Origin of the sequence: Pseudacidovorax intermedius (genome assembly GCF_003350475.1) — a bacterium.
In the GTDB taxonomy this organism is placed as follows: domain Bacteria; phylum Pseudomonadota; class Gammaproteobacteria; order Burkholderiales; family Burkholderiaceae_C; genus Xenophilus; species Xenophilus intermedius.
The window spans coordinates 617,928-635,170 of sequence record NZ_QQAV01000001.1; the positions used below are offsets into that span (position 1 = coordinate 617,928).

14 protein-coding genes are annotated in these 17,243 nt (G+C 70.0%); 12 read left to right on the forward strand and 2 right to left on the reverse strand.

What is annotated here, in order from left to right; genetic code table 11:
• The first annotated feature begins 152 nt into the window (after positions 1-152).
• On the forward strand, positions 153-605 hold the full coding sequence (gene recX / locus DFR41_RS02700; RefSeq protein WP_114802162.1) for a recombination regulator RecX: 453 nt from the start codon (positions 153-155) through the stop codon (positions 603-605).
• A 96-nt stretch (positions 606-701) separates the two neighbouring features.
• Here the strand turns inward: recX and DFR41_RS02705 are convergent, their stop codons facing one another.
• Positions 702-2,813, reverse strand: a complete 2,112-nt coding sequence (locus tag DFR41_RS02705) for a carboxypeptidase regulatory-like domain-containing protein (RefSeq protein WP_114801605.1) — start codon at positions 2,811-2,813, stop codon at positions 702-704.
• 201 nt (positions 2,814-3,014) lie between these two features.
• Between DFR41_RS02705 and DFR41_RS02710 the strand changes: the two genes are divergently transcribed.
• From DFR41_RS02710 to DFR41_RS02750, 9 genes are all read left to right on the forward strand, one after another.
• Positions 3,015-4,199, forward strand: coding sequence for a helix-turn-helix transcriptional regulator (locus DFR41_RS02710; RefSeq protein WP_114801606.1), 1,185 nt, complete (start codon positions 3,015-3,017; stop codon positions 4,197-4,199).
• Positions 4,200-4,308: 109 nt separating this feature from the next.
• Positions 4,309-5,244, forward strand: a complete 936-nt coding sequence (locus DFR41_RS02715; RefSeq protein WP_114801607.1) for a MurR/RpiR family transcriptional regulator — start codon at positions 4,309-4,311, stop codon at positions 5,242-5,244.
• Positions 5,241-6,203, forward strand: coding sequence for an isoaspartyl peptidase/L-asparaginase family protein (locus DFR41_RS02720; RefSeq protein WP_114801608.1), 963 nt, complete (start codon positions 5,241-5,243; stop codon positions 6,201-6,203). The genes DFR41_RS02715 and DFR41_RS02720 overlap by 4 nt, the downstream gene beginning before the upstream one ends.
• Before the next feature lie 5 nt (positions 6,204-6,208).
• Positions 6,209-8,098, forward strand: coding sequence for a dipeptide ABC transporter ATP-binding protein (locus DFR41_RS02725; RefSeq protein ID WP_114801609.1), 1,890 nt, complete (start codon positions 6,209-6,211; stop codon positions 8,096-8,098).
• A gap of 54 nt (positions 8,099-8,152) precedes the next feature.
• On the forward strand, positions 8,153-9,700 hold the full coding sequence (gene gsiB, locus DFR41_RS02730) for a glutathione ABC transporter substrate-binding protein GsiB (protein ID WP_114801610.1): 1,548 nt from the start codon (positions 8,153-8,155) through the stop codon (positions 9,698-9,700).
• 277 nt (positions 9,701-9,977) lie between these two features.
• Positions 9,978-10,901 (forward strand): glutathione ABC transporter permease GsiC, encoded by a 924-nt coding sequence (gene gsiC, locus DFR41_RS02735; protein ID WP_114801611.1) that lies wholly within the window; start codon positions 9,978-9,980, stop codon positions 10,899-10,901.
• Between the two features lie 38 nt (positions 10,902-10,939).
• Entirely contained in the window at positions 10,940-11,863 is a 924-nt protein-coding gene (gene gsiD, locus DFR41_RS02740) for a glutathione ABC transporter permease GsiD (protein WP_043116983.1), read from the forward strand.
• Positions 11,864-11,925: 62 nt separating this feature from the next.
• Positions 11,926-13,059, forward strand: a complete 1,134-nt coding sequence (locus DFR41_RS02745) for a DmpA family aminopeptidase (protein WP_114802163.1) — start codon at positions 11,926-11,928, stop codon at positions 13,057-13,059.
• A 76-nt stretch (positions 13,060-13,135) separates the two neighbouring features.
• On the forward strand, positions 13,136-13,969 hold the full coding sequence (locus DFR41_RS02750; RefSeq protein ID WP_017762065.1) for a M55 family metallopeptidase: 834 nt from the start codon (positions 13,136-13,138) through the stop codon (positions 13,967-13,969).
• A 5-nt stretch (positions 13,970-13,974) separates the two neighbouring features.
• Here the strand turns inward: DFR41_RS02750 and argC are convergent, their stop codons facing one another.
• A complete protein-coding gene (gene argC / locus DFR41_RS02755) occupies positions 13,975-14,898 on the reverse strand; it encodes an N-acetyl-gamma-glutamyl-phosphate reductase (RefSeq protein ID WP_017762066.1) in 924 nt (307 codons plus the stop codon).
• A gap of 192 nt (positions 14,899-15,090) precedes the next feature.
• Here argC and sucC point away from each other — a divergent pair, with 192 nt between their 5' ends.
• Positions 15,091-16,251, forward strand: coding sequence for an ADP-forming succinate--CoA ligase subunit beta (sucC, locus tag DFR41_RS02760; RefSeq protein ID WP_114801612.1), 1,161 nt, complete (start codon positions 15,091-15,093; stop codon positions 16,249-16,251).
• A gap of 13 nt (positions 16,252-16,264) precedes the next feature.
• Positions 16,265-17,158 carry a succinate--CoA ligase subunit alpha gene (gene sucD, locus DFR41_RS02765; protein WP_017761552.1) on the forward strand — a complete coding sequence of 298 codons (894 nt, stop codon included), beginning with the start codon at positions 16,265-16,267 and terminating at the stop codon, positions 17,156-17,158.
• Positions 17,159-17,243 lie beyond the last annotated feature (85 nt).

Here is a 17,243-nt window from a genome sequence, read left to right on the forward strand (position 1 = left end):
CCGGGCGCCCCCGCGCCCCGGACGGGCGCGCCCCGCAGGACGACGCGCCGCCCGACCGCACTGCCGGCCCGCGCCAGGCCCGCGGCCCGCGGGCACCGGCCACGGACGGCGCGGCCGACGCGGAGGCTGCGCCCGCGCGCCGGCGGCCAACGCTGTCGCTCAAGGGACGCGCCCTGCAGCTGCTCAGCCGTCGCGAGCATTCACGGCTGGAACTGGAGCGCAAGCTGGCCGCGCACGAGGCCGAACCGGGCGAGCTGGCCCGGGTGCTCGACGAGTTGCAGGCGCGCGGCTTCATCGACGAGCAGCGGGTGATCGATTCGCTGCTGCACCAGCGCGCCGGGCGGCTGGGCGCCAGCCGCCTACGCCAGGAACTCGCCGCCAAGGGAGTGGACGCCGAGGCCGCCGCCCACGCGCTGGCCGGGCTGAAGGAATCCGAGCCCGAACGCGCCCGCGCCCTGTGGCTGCGGCGCTTCGGCGACCCCCCGGCCGACGCGCGCGAGCGGGGCCGGCAGATGCGCTTCCTGATGGCGCGGGGCTTCTCGGCGGAGGTGGCGGCGCGCGCCATGTGCGCACCGCCCAGCGAGGACGAGGCCGACGGGCGCTGAAGCCCCGGCCCGGCGGCTGCCTCGGCGCCGCGCATCGGGACGCGGACGCGCCGCCAGACCAGCGCGCCCCGCCGCCCGCTCGGCGGGCAACCCGCCTCACTGCAGCTTGTAAAGCCCGATCAGCTTGCTCACACCCACCTGCCGTGCGTTGCGCGCATAGAACTGCAGGCTGTTGATGGTGGTGCCCTGCGCATATTGCGTGGGATCGCCCGCATCGCAGTGCTTGTCGCCGACCGACTGGGACGAGCAGCCGATCACCACCGTGCGCTGGGTGCTGCGCACCGTGGCGCTGTCGTTGAAGCGGTTGCCTTGCTGGCCGGCGACGGTGCTGCCGAAGGGCGCATAGCCGTAGACGGTGATCGAAGTCGGCGCCAGCGCGCCGGCAGGCACGATCCAGCCATCGGTGCCGCCGGTGGCACTGAGGTCCACCACGTTGCGCTCGTTCTGCGAGGGCGCGCCGAACAGGACGTAGCCGGTCGCGGCCGTCTCGGCGATCAGCTCCGCGCGGCTGCTGTCGGGCAGCGAGGGCATCGGCAGTTGGCGCAACTCGCCGATGGTCAGGGCGCGCGACAGGGTGCGGTAGCTCTGCTCCACCGACGGCTTGCTGGTGTCGGCATGGAAGAAGGTCAGCGTCCAGCGGCCCTGGTTGCCATAGGCACGGATCTCCTCCTCGCTCGCCTGTGGGTTGGTGAAGAACAGGCTGGACTCCCGGTCGGCGGGATTGCCGGCCGTGGTGCTGGAGGCGTACTCGCCCCGCACCCGCAGCACCGAAGTGCCGGTGGGCGTGCCATTGCCCCGCTGGATCACCAGGAAGGACAGGCCAGCCTGCGGCACATAGGTCAGCGTCTTGCCGCTGGGCGTGAGCACCTCGACCCGGCTGAAGACCGGATTGCCGCTGCCGTCGGTGCGGTTGTTGATGTTGATGTCGTAGCCCGTGCCGTAGGAGCTGTAGGCCGGCGAATTGAGCAGGTCGCGGTGCTGCGCGTAGGGTGTGACGCTGGCTGCGTAGTCGTAGCCGTTGCCCACCAGCTTGAGCGTGCCATCCACATTGCGTGCCGCCAGCGTGTCGAAATCGCTGTTGCCCTGGGCGTCTTCCCAGCGGTAGCTCAGCACCAGGTCCCCGTTGCCCCGCGCGAACGCCACGCTGCCCCGGCCGAAGGTCAGGCCGGTTGCGCCGCCACGGAACAGGCTGGCCCAGGCGCCGTTGTTGTTCGCGTTGCGGCCCACGCGCTGGCCGCTCTGGTAGTAGGTGGACGGGTCGTCGCTCAGGAACAGCTGCCGGCAGGCCGGCGCCACCACGTCGGCCGGACCGCCCACGGCCGCGCCGCTATCGCTGGAGGCCGTGCCCACGCGCTGGGTCAGCGGCAGGGCGTAGCAGGCCGTGATTCGTTGCATCAGCGCAGCCACCACGTCGGGCGGCGGCAGCTGCGCCACCTGCACATTGCCGGGCAGCGCGGGTATCTCCGCGTCGCTGCTGCGGAAGCTGATCGCCACCGGCGTGCCGTCGGCGGTCTTGACCGTGATCTCGATGTTCGCGGCCGTGCCGTCGGCGCGGCTGCTGACACTGAGCGCGTCGAGCAGCTTGTCCTGCCCCGTGCCATCGGCCACCAGCGTGTCGGTCAGCGGATTGGCGGCGCTCACGCCCAGCGCGACCAGCACGGGCTGCAGCGCCGCGTTGAGCTGGGCGACCTGGCGGGCCAGGGCCTCGGCCGTGATCGGCGCCGGGCTGGCCGTCAGGCTGTCCGGGTTGCCGTCGGGTGCCAGGCGCGAGACCACGACCGTGGTCAGCGGCGTGACGTTGGCCGTGCCTTCGACCTTCACCGCCGCGCTGTAGAGCACCTCGTCGTCGCGCGAGACGCGCACCAGCAGCGGCGCCTGCGTACCCGCCGGCAGCACGCAGCTGTAGCCGCCCTGGGCCTGGGTCTCGGTCGAACAAACCACCTGGCCGCCCGCATCGGTCACCCGGACGACGGCACCTGCGAAGGGGGCGCCGGTGGCCGCCACGCCCGTGAGGACGGTGGCCGCCGGGGCTGGCGCAGGGGCCGGTGCCGGCGCCGCGCCATTGCCCGAACTGGTGGGCAGCAGCGCGAAGCCACCCCCGCCTCCGCCGCCGCCGCCGCAGGCGGACAGCGCGCAGACCAGAGCGGTCGAGGCCAGCCACACGGGCCGGCGGACAAAGGAAGGGAATTCGGACGGGGTCACACCCATGGATCGGCTCCTCATTGAATGAACGGTTGGTGATGCCGCGAGGCCGCGGAGGTGGCCTGCCGGCGGGCTCGGCCTTTTTAGGGATTCGGTCCGCGCGGGACATCGCCAGAATTGGTGACTGGGGCGTGCGCTCCCATGAACGTGGGAGCCGGCGGCCACAGCTCGGCACACAAAGACACAAAACGAGGGGAAAGCACAACCATGGACGCCGCCGATGCCGTCATGAGCCACCTGGTCGGCCGCATCTACGAAGCGGCCCTGGATGCCAGCCTGTGGGAGCGGGAGCTGCTACCGCAGTTGGAGCGCGCCATGCAGTCGCAGGGCAGTGCCGTGTGGGCCCACGACTTCGCGCTGGGCGGCTACCTGGGCGGCGTGGGGGCCATCGACGCCTTCCACGGCGCGGCGGCCGCGGCGATCGACAGCTTCAAGCAGCACTACAGCCACTGCAACGTGTGGATGCAGCACGCACCACGCGTCGAAGGCAGCGTGGTCGCCAGCTCCTCCGACGTCTTCCCGGATCGCGAACTGCCCCGCACCGAGTGGTATGCCGGCTGGCTGCAGCCGCTGGACCTGTTTCATTCGGCCGTCGCCATGGTCCAGCAGGCAGCGGACCGCGCCTTCAACCTGACGCTGCTGCGCAGCCGCTCCGTCGGGCCCTACCGGCCGGACGAACTGCAGTTGTTGCGGCGCCTGCTGCCGCACCTGACCACGGCCTTCGCCCTGCACCGGCGCCTGTGCCGGGCGGAGGCGCTGGCCCAGGCGTCCCTGCAGGTGCTCGAAGGCCTGCCGCTGGGCGTGGTGCTGCTGGACGCCGAAGCCACAGTGCTGCACGCCACCCGGCGCGCCCGCACGCTGGCGGCCCAGGGTGGCCTGCTCCAGTTTCGCCATGGCGCGCGGCTGGGCGCCACTGCGCCCGGACCGGATGCGCGCCTGCAGCGCGCCATCCGCGAGGCCGTGGCCACCGGTCAGGGGCAGGGCACCTCGGCAGGCACCGGCCTGCGGCTCGACGGCCTGGCCGGCGCCCGTCTGCACCTGCTGGTCGCGCCGCTGCCGGCTTGGCGGGCGCCCTTCGGCGAGCAGGCTGCGGCGGCCGTCTTCATCAGCGCGCCCTCGCTCGCACTCACGGGCTTGAGGCCCGCTTTGCAGAGCGTCTACGGCCTGACGCTCGCCGAGGCACAGCTCGCGCAGGCCCTGATCAACGGCCTGTCGCCCCAGGAATATGCCGACAGCCGTGACGTGTCCGTCCACACCGTGCGCACCCAGTTCAAGGCTGCATCGGCCAAGGTGGGCGTGCGGCGCCAGGCGGACTTCGTGCGCGTCCTGCTCACGGGGCCGGCGCTGCTGGGAAGATGGGAGGAGGCTCGGCAACCAGAACCCAAGGATTGAAGGCGATTGGGTCACTGGCCCGGACCTTGCTGCGAGACTTGAAAACGATCAAAAGTTTTCTCCGGATGCACCAAGCGTGTAAATTCGCTTTCAAATCCGCCCCATTTCCGTGCTCGCTCCCACCAACGCCTCGCCCACGCCCCACGGCACCCATTCCGTCGCCCAGCGCATCGCGCAGGCGCGGCCGCAGCTGTCCCGGCTGCACCGGCAGGTGGCGGACGTGGTGCTGGCGCAGCCGCTGCAGGTGGCCACGCTCTCCATCGACGAGCTGGCGGCGCGTGCGGACGTGTCGGTGGCCACCGCCAATCGCTTCGCGCGGGCGCTGGGTTTCGACGGCTACCCGGCCTTCCGGGCCGAGCTGGTGCGCGGCTTCGAGGCGCTGCTGGCGCCGGTCGAACAGTTGCGCAGCCAGGTCGAAGCCGGTCCGGCCAGCGCGGCGGATGCGTTTTCCAGCGCGTTGGAGGAGTGCCGCCAGAACATCGAAGGCACCCGCCAGGCGCTGACGCCCCAGGCCTGCGAGGCCGCCGTGGCGCTGCTGCGCGAGGCCCGCACCATCTACATCGCCGGCTACGGCGCCAGCGCCTGGCTCGGCGGGCTGCTGCAGCACGGGCTGGAAACCCACTGCGACGACGTGCGCCTGCTGGCCAGCGCCGCGGGCGCCACCCATGCCGCCCGCGCACTGGCCCGCAGCACGCCGCGGGATCTGGTGGTGGCCATCAGTTTTCCCCGCTACCTGGCCGACACGGTCGCGCTGGCCGAGCAGGCGCGCGTTCGCGGCACGCCGGTGCTCGCCATCACCGACCATGCGGCATCGCCCCTGGCGCCGCTGGCCGACGTGGCTCTCTTCGCCCAGGCCCGCAGCCGCTTCCGTGCCAACTGCGAGAGCAGCGCCCTGGCGCTGATCGAGGCGCTGATCATTGCCCTGTCGCTGCAGAGCCGCGAGGCGCTGCAGGCCGTTCGCGGCACGGCCGAGGCCATCGCGCCCTGGATCTGGAACACCCGCACCGGCCGCCGCGGCGTCGACCCCAAGGACCTTTCCGCATGACCCTTCCCGCCCTCGCGCTGCACGGCGGCGCCGGCACCATCACGGCCGCCAGCCTGAGCGCCGACGACGCCCGCGGCTACCACCAGGCGCTGCACGACATCGCCGCCGCCGCCCAGGCCCTGCTGCTGGAAGGCGGCAGCGCGCTCGACGCCGTCTGCCTGGCCGTGCAGATGCTGGAGGACTGCCCGCTCTTCAACGCCGGCCACGGCGCCGTGTTCACCCATGCCGCCACGCACGAGCTGGACGCCGCCGTGATGGACGGGCGCGACCTGCGCGCGGGCGCCATCGCCGGCGTGAGCCGGCTGCGCAATCCGGTGCACACGGCGCGTGCGGTGATGGAGGATGGCACCCATGTGCTGCTGGCCGGCGCCGGTGCCGAAGCCTTCGCGCAGGAGCGGGGCCTGGCCTCCGTCGACCCGACGTACTTCTCCACCCCCATGCGCCGCGAGCAGCTGGAGCGCGTGCGCGCGGCCGGCCGCGTGGTGCTGGACCACGACGGCGCCGCGGCCGCCGACGCCGCGCGCACGCCGCTGGACGAGGACCGCAAGATGGGCACCGTCGGCGCCGTCGCCGTCGACCGCCATGGCCATCTGGCGGCCGCCACCTCCACCGGCGGCATGACCAACAAGCGCGTGGGCCGCATCGGCGATTCGCCGCTGATCGGCGCCGGCACCTATGCCGATGATCGCTATGCCGCCATCTCCTGCACCGGCAGCGGCGAGATGTTCATCCGCGCCGCCGCCGCCTACGACGTGTGCGCGCGCATGCGCTACGCCGGCCAGTCGCTGGCGGAGGCGGCGGACGCCGTGGTCCACCAGAGCCTGCCCGCCCTCGGCGGCACCGGCGGTCTGATCGCGGTGGACCGTCATGGAAACCTCGCCCTGCCCTTCAACACCGAGGGCATGTACCGTGCCCACGTGCGCGGCGCCGAAGCGCCCGTCACCGCCATCCACCGCTGAATCCCATGAGCACTGCCATTGCCGAGGCGCCCGCCGCCACCCGCGCGGGCGTCGCCCTTCCCGAAGGCCGCGTGCTGCAGGTCGACGACCTGAGCGTGCGCTTCGCCACGCGCGAGCGCACCGTCGATGCGGTCAAGCACCTGGGCTTCCATGTGGACCGCGGCGAGACGCTGGCCATCGTGGGCGAATCGGGTTCGGGCAAGTCCGTCACTTCGCTGGCGCTGATGCGCCTGGTGGACTACGGCGGCGGCCGCATCCTGAACGGCCGCATGGCCCTGCGCCGCCGCAATGGCGAGGTGCTGGACCTGGCGCAGGCCTCGCAGGCGACGATGCGCGGCATCCGCGGCGCGGACATCGCCATGATCTTCCAGGAGCCGATGACCTCGCTGAACCCCGTCTTCACGGCGGGGGACCAGATCGCCGAGGCCATCGCCATCCACCAGGGCAAGAGCCAGGCGGCCGCCCGCGCCGAAGCGCTGCGCATGCTGGAGCTGGTGCGCATCCCCGAGGCACGCGAGGTGCTGCGCCGCTATCCGCACCAGCTCTCGGGCGGCATGCGCCAGCGCGTGATGATCGCCATGGCGCTGTCGTGCAAGCCGCAGCTGCTGATCGCCGACGAGCCCACCACGGCGCTGGACGTGACCATCCAGGCGCAGATCCTCGCCCTCATCGCCGAGCTGCAGCGCGAGATGCAGATGGGCGTGGTCTTCATTACCCACGACATGGGCGTGGTGGCCGAGGTGGCCGACCGCGTGCTGGTGATGTACCGGGGCGACAAGGTCGACGAAGGCCCGGCGCCGCAGCTCTTCGCGGCGCCGGCCCATCCCTACACGCGCGCCCTGCTGTCGGCCGTGCCGCGGCTGGGCGCCATGCAGGGCACCGACCGGCCGGCGCCTTTCGAGCTTCTGCGCGTCGATGCGGTGGACGAGGCTGCTTCACCCCGGCCCGAGCACGACACCGTGCGCCACGACGCCGAGCCCATTCTTCAGGTGCGCGACCTGGTCACGCGCTTTCCGCTGCGCGGCGGCTGGCTGCAGCGCGTGACGCGCGAGGTCCATGCGGTCGAGAAGGTGAGCTTCGACCTGCGCGCTGGCGAGACGCTGGCCCTGGTGGGCGAATCGGGCTGCGGCAAGAGCACCACCGGCCGCTCGCTGCTGCGCCTGGTCGAGAGCCAGCGCGGCAGCATCCGCTTTGACGGCCGCGACGTGCTCGCGCTCAAGCCGGCCGAGGTGCAGGCGTTGCGGCGGGACATCCAGTTCATCTTCCAGGACCCGTATGCCTCGCTCGATCCGCGGCTGACGGTGGGCTTCTCGATCATGGAGCCGCTGCTGGTGCACGGCCTGGCCACGCGCGACGAGGCCCGCGCCCGCGTCGAGGCGCTGCTCACCCGCGTGGGCCTGCCGCCGGAGCATGCGCAGCGCTATCCGCACGAGTTCTCCGGCGGCCAGCGACAGCGCATCGCCATCGCCCGCGCCCTGGCGCTGCAGCCCAAGGTGGTGGTGGCGGACGAGGCCGTGTCGGCGCTGGACGTGTCGATCCAGGCGCAGATCGTCAACCTGATGCTGGAGCTGCAGCGCGAGATGGGCATGGCCTACCTGTTCATCTCGCACGACATGGCGGTGGTGGAGCGCATCGCCCACCGCGTGGCCGTGATGTACCTGGGCCGCATCGTCGAGATCGGCCCGCGGCGCGCGGTCTTCGAGAACCCGCAGCACCCGTACACCCGCAAGCTGATGAGCGCGGTGCCGGTGGCCGATCCATCGCGCCGCCATCAGCCGCGGGCGCTGCTGCAGGGCGAGATCCCGAGCCCCATCTTCCCGGCCGGCCACGAGCCCGACGTGCCGCCGCTGGTGCAGGTCGGCCCGGATCATTTCGTGGCGCCGCCACAGGGCTGAAGCCCGGTGCGCCTTTCACCTTTTCGTTCCCCTCGTCTTCTGAAGGAGCTTCGCATGCAACAACAGCGTCCCCACCGCATCGCCGCCGCCCTGGCCCTGGCCGGGCTGGCGGGCTTCGCCGCCTCGGCCCACGCCGCCAAGGACATCGTCGTGGCCGTGCAGTCCAACTTCACCACCACCGATCCCTACGACGCCAACGACACGCTGTCGCAGGCCGTGGCCAAGTCCTTCTACCAGGGCCTGTTCGGCTTCGACAAGGACATGAAGATGCAGCCGGTGCTGGCCACCGGCTACACCGTCAGCAAGGACGGCCTGGTCTACACGGTCAAGCTCAAGACCGGCATCAAGTTCCACGACGGCACCGACTTCAACGCCGAGGCGGTGAAGGCCACCTTCGACCGCGTGACCAACCCGGACAACAAGCTCAAGCGCTACAACCTCTACAAGAACATCGCCAAGACCGAGGCGGTGGACCCGACCACGGTGCGCTTCACACTGAAGGAAGCCTTCTCGCCCTTCATCAACTCGCTGGCCCATCCGTCGGCGGTGATCATCTCGCCGGCAGCGCTGGCCAAGTACGGCAGCAAGGGCATCGCGCAGAACCCGGTCGGCACCGGCCCGTTCAAGTTCGTCGAGTGGAAGTCCACCGACTACCTGAAGGTCGCCAAGTTCGACGGCTACTGGCGCAAGGGCTACCCCAAGATCGACTCGATCACCTGGCGGCCGGTGGTGGACAACAACACCCGCGCCGCGATGATGCAGACCAACGAGGCGCACTTCGCCTTCCCGATGCCGCCCGAGGCGGCCGCGACGCTGCAGGCCAAGCCGAGCCTGGAGGTGACGAGCGCACCCTCGATCATCCAGCGCTACATCTCGATGAACGTGCAGCAGAAGCCCTTCGACAACCCGAAGGTGCGCGAGGCGATCAACTACGCCATCAACAAGGAAGCCCTGGCCAAGGTGGCCTTCTCGGGCTACGCGATCCCGGCCGAGGGCGTGCTGCCCAAGGGCGTGCAGTACAACACCAAGCTCGGCCCCTGGCCCTATGACCCGAAGAAGGCGCGCGAGCTGCTGAAGGAGGCGGGTTACCCCAACGGCTTCGAGAGCACGCTGTGGAGCGCCTACAACTACAGCACAGCGCAGAAGGTGATCCAGTTCGTGCAGCAGCAGCTGGCGCAGGTGGGCATCAAGGTGCAGGTGCAGGCCCTGGAAGCCGGCCAGCGCGTGGAGCGCGTGGAGAGCGCGCAGGACCCGGCCACCGCGCCGGTGCGCATGTACTACGTGGGCTGGTCCTCGTCGACCGGCGAGGCCGACTGGGCGCTGCGCCCGCTGCTGGCTTCGGAGTCCTTCCCGCCCAAGCTGTTCAACACGGCCTACTACAAGAACGAGCAGGTCGATGCGGACATCCAGAAGGCGCTGGTGACCACCGACAACGCCGAGAAGGCCAAGATCTACGCCGATGCCCAGCAGCGCATCTGGAAGGACGCGCCCTGGGCCTTCCTGGTGACCGAGCAGCTGCTGTCGGTGCGTGCGCGCAACCTGGCCGGCTTCTATGTGATTCCGGACGGCAGCTTCAACTTCGACGAAGTGGAACTGAAGTAAGCCCCCGTTGCTTGAGCACAAGGCCCTCCCCGCTGCTTGCTCACTTCGTGTAGCCGCCTACCCCTCAAGGGGCGCACCCGGCGGCCCGGCAAAGCCGGTTCCGCGGGTGCACTGGCGGGCCCTGCTCCGCGGCCGCCTGATCTTTGAAAGTGCGCTTCTTTTGTGTGGTGGGCTGCATCAGGCATGAGAGGTAGTGCTGCGGCATGGTCCGCCGCCACCTGCGCCTTTCGTCTGCCTGAGCTGTACCGCACGTCCCGCCCGAGCCACCTGTATCTCCATGCTCCACTACGTCGTCCGCCGCCTGTTCGGCCTTGCTCCCACGCTGCTGATCGTGGCCGTGCTGGTCTTCCTGTTCGTGCACCTGCTGCCCGGCGATCCGGCGCGGCTGGCCGCGGGCGTGGATGCGAGCCCCGAAACGGTGGAACTGGTGCGCCAGGACCTGGGCCTGGACAAGCCCCTGCCCCAGCAGTTCGTCGCCTTCTTCAACCGCCTGCTGCATGGCGATCTGGGGACCTCGCTGCGCACGAAGCGGCCGGTGTCGGAAGAAATCGGCGCGCGCTTCATGCCCACCTTCTGGCTCACCGTCACGAGCATGGTGTGGGCCACGCTCTTCGGCATGGCCATCGGCATCGCATCCGCCGTATGGCGCAACCAGTGGCCCGACCGGCTGGGCATGGCACTGGCCGTCTCGGGCATCTCCTTTCCGGCCTTCGCGCTGGGCATGCTGCTGATGCAGCTGTTCTCGGTGCAGCTGGGCTGGCTGCCCACGGTGGGCGCCGATTCGTGGCGCCACTACATCCTGCCCTCGCTGACGCTGGGCGCGGCCGTGGCCGCCGTCATGGCCCGCTTCACCCGCGCCTCCTTCATCGAGGTGATCGGCGAGGACTTCGTGCGCACCGCACGCGCCAAGGGCGTGCCGGAGTCGTGGATCCTCTTCAAGCACTGCCTGCGCAATGCGCTGATCCCCGTCGTCACCATGATGGGCCTGCAGTTCGGCTTCCTGCTGGGCGGCTCCATCGTGGTGGAGGCCGTCTTCAACTGGCCCGGCCTGGGCCGGCTGCTGGTGGATGCGGTGGACATGCGCGACTACCCGGTGATCCAGGCGCTGGTGCTGCTGTTCTCGCTGGAGTTCATCCTCATCAACCTGGTGGTGGACGTGCTCTACGGCCTCATCAACCCGGCCATCCGCTTCGGCAAGTGAGCCGGACCGCCGATCCCACGCAGGCTTCGCATCGCACCATGCCCTCCTCTTCGTCCCTTCCCGCTTCCGATACCGCAGCCGCCGCCGCGGCGGCCAGCGGCGCGCCGCTGGCGGTGCGCTCGCCCTGGTCCGAGTTCTGGCGCAAGTTCAAGCGTCAACCGATGGCGCTGGCCGCCCTCGCCTTCATCGTGCTGTTGGTCGCGGTGGCGGTGCTGGCGCCCTGGATCTCGCCCTACGACGCCGAGAACTTCTTCGACTACGACCGGCTCAACACGCCGCCGTCGGCCGCGCACTGGTTCGGCGTCGATCCGCTGGGCCGCGACATCCTCAGCCGCATCCTGATGGGCGCGCGCATCTCGCTGGCCACGGGCTTCGTCTCCGTCGCACTGGGCGCGGTGGTGGGCACCGCGCTGGGCCTGGTGGCCGGCTTCTATGGCGGCTGGTGGGACCGGCTCATCATGCGCATGTGCGACGTGCTGTTCGCCTTCCCCGGCATCCTGCTGGCCATCGCCGTGGTGGCCATCCTGGGCAGCAGCATGACCAACGTGGTGGTGGCGGTGTCGGTGTTCAGCGTGCCGGCCTTCGCGCGGCTGGTGCGCGGCAACACGCTGGCGCTGAAGAACCTGACCTATATCGAGGCCACGCGCAGCATCGGCGCGGGCGATCTGACGATCCTGCTGCGCCACATCCTGCCCGGCACGCTCTCCGCCATCGTCGTGTACTTCACCATGCGCATGGGCACGTCGATCATCACGGCGGCCAGCCTGTCCTTCCTGGGCATGGGTGCGCAGCCGCCCACGCCGGAGTGGGGCGCGATGCTCAACGAGGCGCGCGCCGACATGGTCAACGCACCGCATGTGGCGCTGTTCCCGTCGCTGGCCATCTTCTTCACGGTGCTGGCCTTCAACATGCTCGGCGACGGCCTGCGCGACGCGCTGGATCCGAAGATCGACCGGCTGTGAGCAAGCTCCCGGCCGCGACCAAAGGCGCCGGCACCGTCGATCACCCGGCGCGCGGCCCGGCCCTGCCGCACATCGGCGCCCTGTCCGCCGGTGCGCGCAATGCCATCACCGACGTGGCTGGCGTCACCGTCGGCCATGCCACGCTGGATCGGCCCGATGAAGACGTGCACACCGGCGTCACGGTCGTACGCCCGCATGCCGGCAGTGCCTACCTGCAGCGGGTGCCGGCCGGCGTGGCAGTGCTCAACGGCTTCGGCAAGAGCCTGGGGCTGATGCAGGTGGAAGAGCTCGGCGTGCTGGAGTCGCCGATCGCGCTGACCAACACCTTCGCCGTGCCGGCGGTGGCGCAGGCACAGATGCGCCAATGCATCGCGGCGCATCCGGAATGCGGCCGGAGCTGGCCCACGGTCAATCCGCTCGTGCTGGAGTGCAACGACGGCTTCCTGAGCGACCAGCAGCGCTTTGCGGTGCGCGAGGCGGACTACCTGGCCGCCTGGCAGGCGGCCGATGCCGACTTCGCGCTGGGCGCGGTCGGCGCGGGGCGGGGCATGTCCTGCCACGGGCTCAAGGGTGGCATCGGCACCGCCTCGCGACGCATCGCGGTCGACGGCGGCGGTGATGCTGCTCGGCCCCAAGGCGACGATGCGCGCGCCAAGCCCGACGGCGGCGCTGCGCCAGGCTGGACCGTCGGCGCCCTGGTACTGACCAACCAGGGCCGGCCCGAGCAGCTGCAGGTGGTCGGTCAGCCCGTCGGCGCCTGGCTGCAGCAGACTGGCCGCATTGCGGCGGCCACAGCGCCCGAGCGCGGCTCGATCATCATGGTGCTGGCCACGGACGCGCCGCTGGATGCGCGCCAACTGCGCCGCCTGGCACTGCGCGCCGGCGCCGGACTGGCGCGCACCGGCTCGGTGTTCGGCCATGGCAGCGGCGACATCGCACTGGCCTTCTCGACCGCCTACACGCTGCCACAGCTTCCCTCCGAGCCCATTCCCGCCGTGGCGCTGCTGCACGATGCGCGGCTCGACCCCTTCTTCCAGGCCGCGGCCGACAGCGTGGAGCAGGCGATCCTCTCCGCGCTATGGCATGCGTCCACCTTGCACGGCCGCGCGGGCCATGTGCGGCGCGGCCTGAGCGAGCTGCTGGCCGACTGGCCGGCGGATGCGTTCACCCGCTCGCTGCTGCCGGTCGCGGCATGACGCACGCCTGCACGCTTTCCTCGTCCCGCCACGGCCTCGCACAGTCGCCCACCCGTCGCGCGAAGCGCCTGAATCCATGACCCAGACCATCCTCATTTCCGTCGACATCGAAGGCGTTGCCGGCGTCTTCCACCCCGAACAGACACGGCCCGGCAATGGCGAGTACGAACGCGCCCGGCTGTGGATGACCGACGAGGCCAATGCCGCCATCGCTGGCGCCTTCGACGGCGGAGCCGAGGCCGTGGTGGTCAACGACTCGCACGGCAGCTTCCGCAACATGCCGGCGGCGCGGCTGGACCCGCGCGCCCGCATCGTGCAGGGCAAGCCGCGCTACCTGAGCATGGTGGCCGGCGTGGAGCGGCCCGGCACCACGGGCGTGTGCATGGTGGGCTACCACGCCCGCGCGCATGCGCCGGGCATCCTGGCCCACACGATCAACAGCGGCGCCTTCGCCGGCATCCGCGTCAACGGCGAATGGCAGAGCGAGGCCACGCTCTATGGCGCGCTGGCCGGCGACTACGGCGTGCCGGTGCTGATGGCCAGCGGCGACGACGCCTTCATCGCCGAGACGGCGCCGCGGCTGCCGGGCACGGTCTTCGTGCAGACCAAGGAGGCGACGGGCATGAACAGCGGCGTCTCGCTCTCGCCCGAGGCCGCCTGCGCGGCCATCCGCGAAGGTGTGGCGCGCGCCGTGGCGACGTCCGCCAATGCCCGGCCCGCGCCGCTGCGCGTGCCCGGGCCGCTGAACCTGGAGCTGCACACCCAGACGCCGGCCCATGCCGACCTGTTCTGCCAGTGGCCCAGCTTCGAACGGGTGGACGGCACCGCGCTGCGCTTCGACGCACCGACGATGGAGGCGGCGGTGCGCATGCTCAACTGCTGCTCGGCGATGGCGATGATGCTGCGCTGAGGGGCTCAGACCCCCAGCATCAGCCGCATGTTCTGCACCGCCGCGCCGCTCGCCCCCTTGCCCAGGTTGTCCAGGCGGGCGATGACGACGGCATGCCGATGGTCCTCGTTGGGGAAGACGCGGATCTCCAGGTCGTTGGTGTCGTTCAGGGCCTGCGGCTCCAGCTTGCCGTCTTCCGTCGGCGGCAGCACCTTCACGTACTGCTCTGGCGTGTTGCTCTTCGCGTAGTGGGCGGCCAGCGCGTCGTGCAGGTCGGCCGCGGTGGGCTTGCCGGGCAGCGCGTCCAGGTGCAGCGGCAGGTTGACCAGCATGCCCTGGCGGAAGTTGCCCACCGAGGGAATGAACACCGGCCGTGCCGTGAGGCCGGTGCAGGCCATGATCTCGGGGATGTGCTTGTGCTTGAGGCCCAGCGCGTAGGTCTCGAAGGCCGGAGCGGTGCCCGCCTCGTAGGCCTCGATCATGGTGCGGCCGCCGCCCGAATAGCCGCTGACCGAGGGCAGCGCGATGGGATGGTCCTTGGGCAGCAGGCCGGCGTCGACCAGCGGGCGCACGATGGCGATGGCGCCGGTGGCGTAGCAGCCGGGGTTGGCCACGCGCTCGGCGGCCTTCACGGCGGCGGCGTGGCCTTCGGCCAGCTCGGGAAAGCCGTAGACCCAGCCAGGCGCCACGCGGTGCGCGGTGGAGGCGTCGATGATGCGCGGCTTGCGCCCGCCCAGGCCGTCGATCAGCGCCACCGACTCGCGGGCTGCATCGTCGTGCAGACAGAGGATGACCAGATCGACGCCAGCCATCAGGTCACGCTTGGCGGCGGCGTCCTTGCGCAGTTCGGGGGCGATGCTGACGAGCTCGATGCCGGGCATGCCGGTGAGCCGTTCGCGGATCTGGAGGCCGGTCGTGCCGGCCTCGCCGTCGATGAAAACCTTGGTCATGGCGGGATCCTCGATTGAGTGTTCTCCCCATGGACAGTGGGAAGACTACGTGGTCGCCACAACGGCCAGAGGCCGCCATGACGCGGCGCACCATGATACATTCGCAGGCTGCTCCGCCGCTCCCCGGCCGGCCGGCTGGCGTGGCCTGCGGACAACAGCACCTCCCATCCTCCGTTCCGAGAGACTCTTTCCATGAAGATTCACGAGTACCAAGGCAAGGAACTCCTTGCCAAGTTCGGCGTGCCTGTGCCGCGCGGCATTCCGGCGTTCACCGTGCAAGAAGCGGTCGAAGCCGCACAGAAGCTGGGCGGCCCCGTGTGGGTGGTGAAGGCCCAGATCCACGCCGGTGGCCGCGGCAAGGGCGGCGGCGTGAAGGTGGCCAAGTCGATCGAGGACGTGAAGGCCCGCGCCACCGACATCCTCGGCATGCAGCTGGTCACGCACCAGACCGGTCCCGAAGGCCAGAAGGTTCGCCGCCTGTACATCGAAGACGGCGCCGACATCCAGAAGGAGTACTACCTCTCCGCCGTGACCGACCGCGGCACGCAGAAGGTGGCCTTCATCGCCTCCAGCGAAGGCGGCATGGACATCGAGGAAGTAGCGCACAGCACGCCCGAGAAGATCGTCAAGGTCTTCGTCGACCCGCTCACCGGCATGACCGACGAGCTCGCCAAGGAACTGGCGAAGGGCATCCAGCTGCCCGCCGACTCCGAAGCCCAGTTCATCGACGTCTGCAAGAAGCTCTACACCTGCTACATGGAGACGGACGCCTCGCTGGTCGAGATCAACCCGCTCAACCGCGACAGCAAGGGCAACATCATCGCCCTGGACGCCAAGTTCAACTTCGACGCCAACGCGCTGTTCCGCCATCCCGAGATCGTCGCCCTGCGCGACCTCGACGAGGAAGATCCCGCGGAAATCGAAGCCTCCAAGTTCGACCTGGCCTACATCAGCCTGGACGGCAACATCGGCTGCCTGGTCAACGGTGCCGGCCTGGCCATGGCCACCATGGACACCATCAAGCTGTTCGGCGGCGAGCCAGCCAACTTCCTGGACGTGGGCGGCGGCGCCACCCCCGAGAAGGTCACCGAGGCCTTCAAGATCATGCTGAAGAACAAGAACGTGAAGGCCATCCTGGTCAACATCTTCGGCGGCATCATGAAGTGCGACACCATCGCCACCGGCGTGATCACCGCCTGCAAGGCCGTGAACCTGTCCGTGCCGCTGGTCGTGCGCATGAAGGGCACGAACGAAGAGCTGGGCAAGAAGATGCTGGCCGAATCCGGCCTGCCCATCATCAGCGCAGACACCATGGCAGAAGCGGCCCAGAAGGTCGTGGCGGCCGTCAAGTAAGGAATCACCAGCCATGTCGATCTACATCAACAAGGACACCAAGGTCATCACCCAGGGCATCACGGGCAAGACCGGTCAGTTCCACACCGAGAAGTGCCAGGAGTACGCGAACGGCAAGAATGCCTTCGTGGCCGGCGTGAACCCGAAGAAGGCCGGCGAGTCGATCTTCAACATCCCGATCTACGCCTCGGTCAAGGAAGCCGCCCAGCAGACGGGCGCGACCGTCTCGGTGATCTACGTGCCGCCGGCCGGCGCCGCCGCCGCCATCTGGGAAGCCGTCGAGGCCGACTTGGACCTGGCCATCTGCATCACCGAAGGCATTCCCGTGCGCGACATGCTCGAAGTGCGCAACAAGATGAAGGCCAAGGAAGCCAAGGGCGGCAAGAAGACGCTGCTGCTGGGCCCCAACTGCCCCGGCCTGATCACGCCCGACGAGATCAAGATCGGCATCATGCCCGGCCACATCCACAAGAAGGGCCGCATCGGCGTGGTCTCGCGCTCCGGCACGCTGACCTATGAAGCCGTGGCGCAGCTGTCCGAGCTGGGCATCGGCCAGTCCTCGGCCGTGGGCATCGGCGGCGACCCGATCAACGGCCTGAAGCACATCGACGTCATGAAGGCCTTCAACGACGATCCGGACACCGACGCCGTCATCATGATCGGCGAGATCGGCGGCCCGGACGAGGCCGAAGCGGCCCAATGGTGCAAGGCCAACATGAAGAAGCCGGTGGTCGGCTTCATCGCCGGCGTCACCGCCCCTCCCGGCAAGCGCATGGGGCATGCCGGCGCGCTGATCTCGGGCGGCGCCGACACGGCCGACGCCAAGCTCGCCATCATGGAAGAGTGCGGTTTCAAGGTCACGCGCAACCCGTCGGAGATGGGCCGCATCCTGAAGTCGCTGATCTGACCCCGTGCCTGAGCGCCTACCCCGTCGAAGGGAAGGCGCCGGCACCTCAGGCGGAGCCGAAGGCGTCGAATGAACGCCGTGCTTT